Genomic DNA, 356 nt, shown 5'->3' with positions numbered 1-356 from the left:
GATGACCTCACTGATTGATGACACCCACTACCGCCGGGTGCGCCAGTTCAAACAGATGCTGGCGAGTTACCAGCGTAACCGCGACCTGGTCAGCGTTGGGGCGTATGCCGCCGGCAGCGATCCGCTGCTTGACCGCGCCATCCGCCTCTACCCGCAGATGGAAGCGCTGTTGCAGCAAGGCATTCATGAGCAGAGCGACTTTACTGCCTCCTGCGACCACCTGAACACTCTGTTGCCGAACTGACCGGCAACCCGTTTTTTCCTGTGAGGCCATGATGAACAGTCTCTCCCCGATGGGCACCCTGCGCGACCTGGCGCAAAAAGCGCTGGATCAGGCGGTCACCCAGCTTGGGCAG

General features: G+C 61.0%; 1 pseudogene. It reads left to right on the top strand.

Going from position 1 to position 356, the window contains the following annotated elements:
* Positions 1 to 244: pseudogene (gene fliI / locus CYR55_RS23235) on the top strand (flagellum-specific ATP synthase FliI); the annotation flags it as partial.
* Between the last annotated feature and the right edge of the window lie 112 nt (positions 245 to 356).

This window comes from Chimaeribacter californicus (assembly GCF_002858675.1).
Taxonomy (GTDB): domain Bacteria; phylum Pseudomonadota; class Gammaproteobacteria; order Enterobacterales; family Enterobacteriaceae; genus Chimaeribacter; species Chimaeribacter californicus.
Note: the sequence above shows the minus strand (reverse complement) of the source record. Positions and strands in the feature narration are given on the sequence as shown.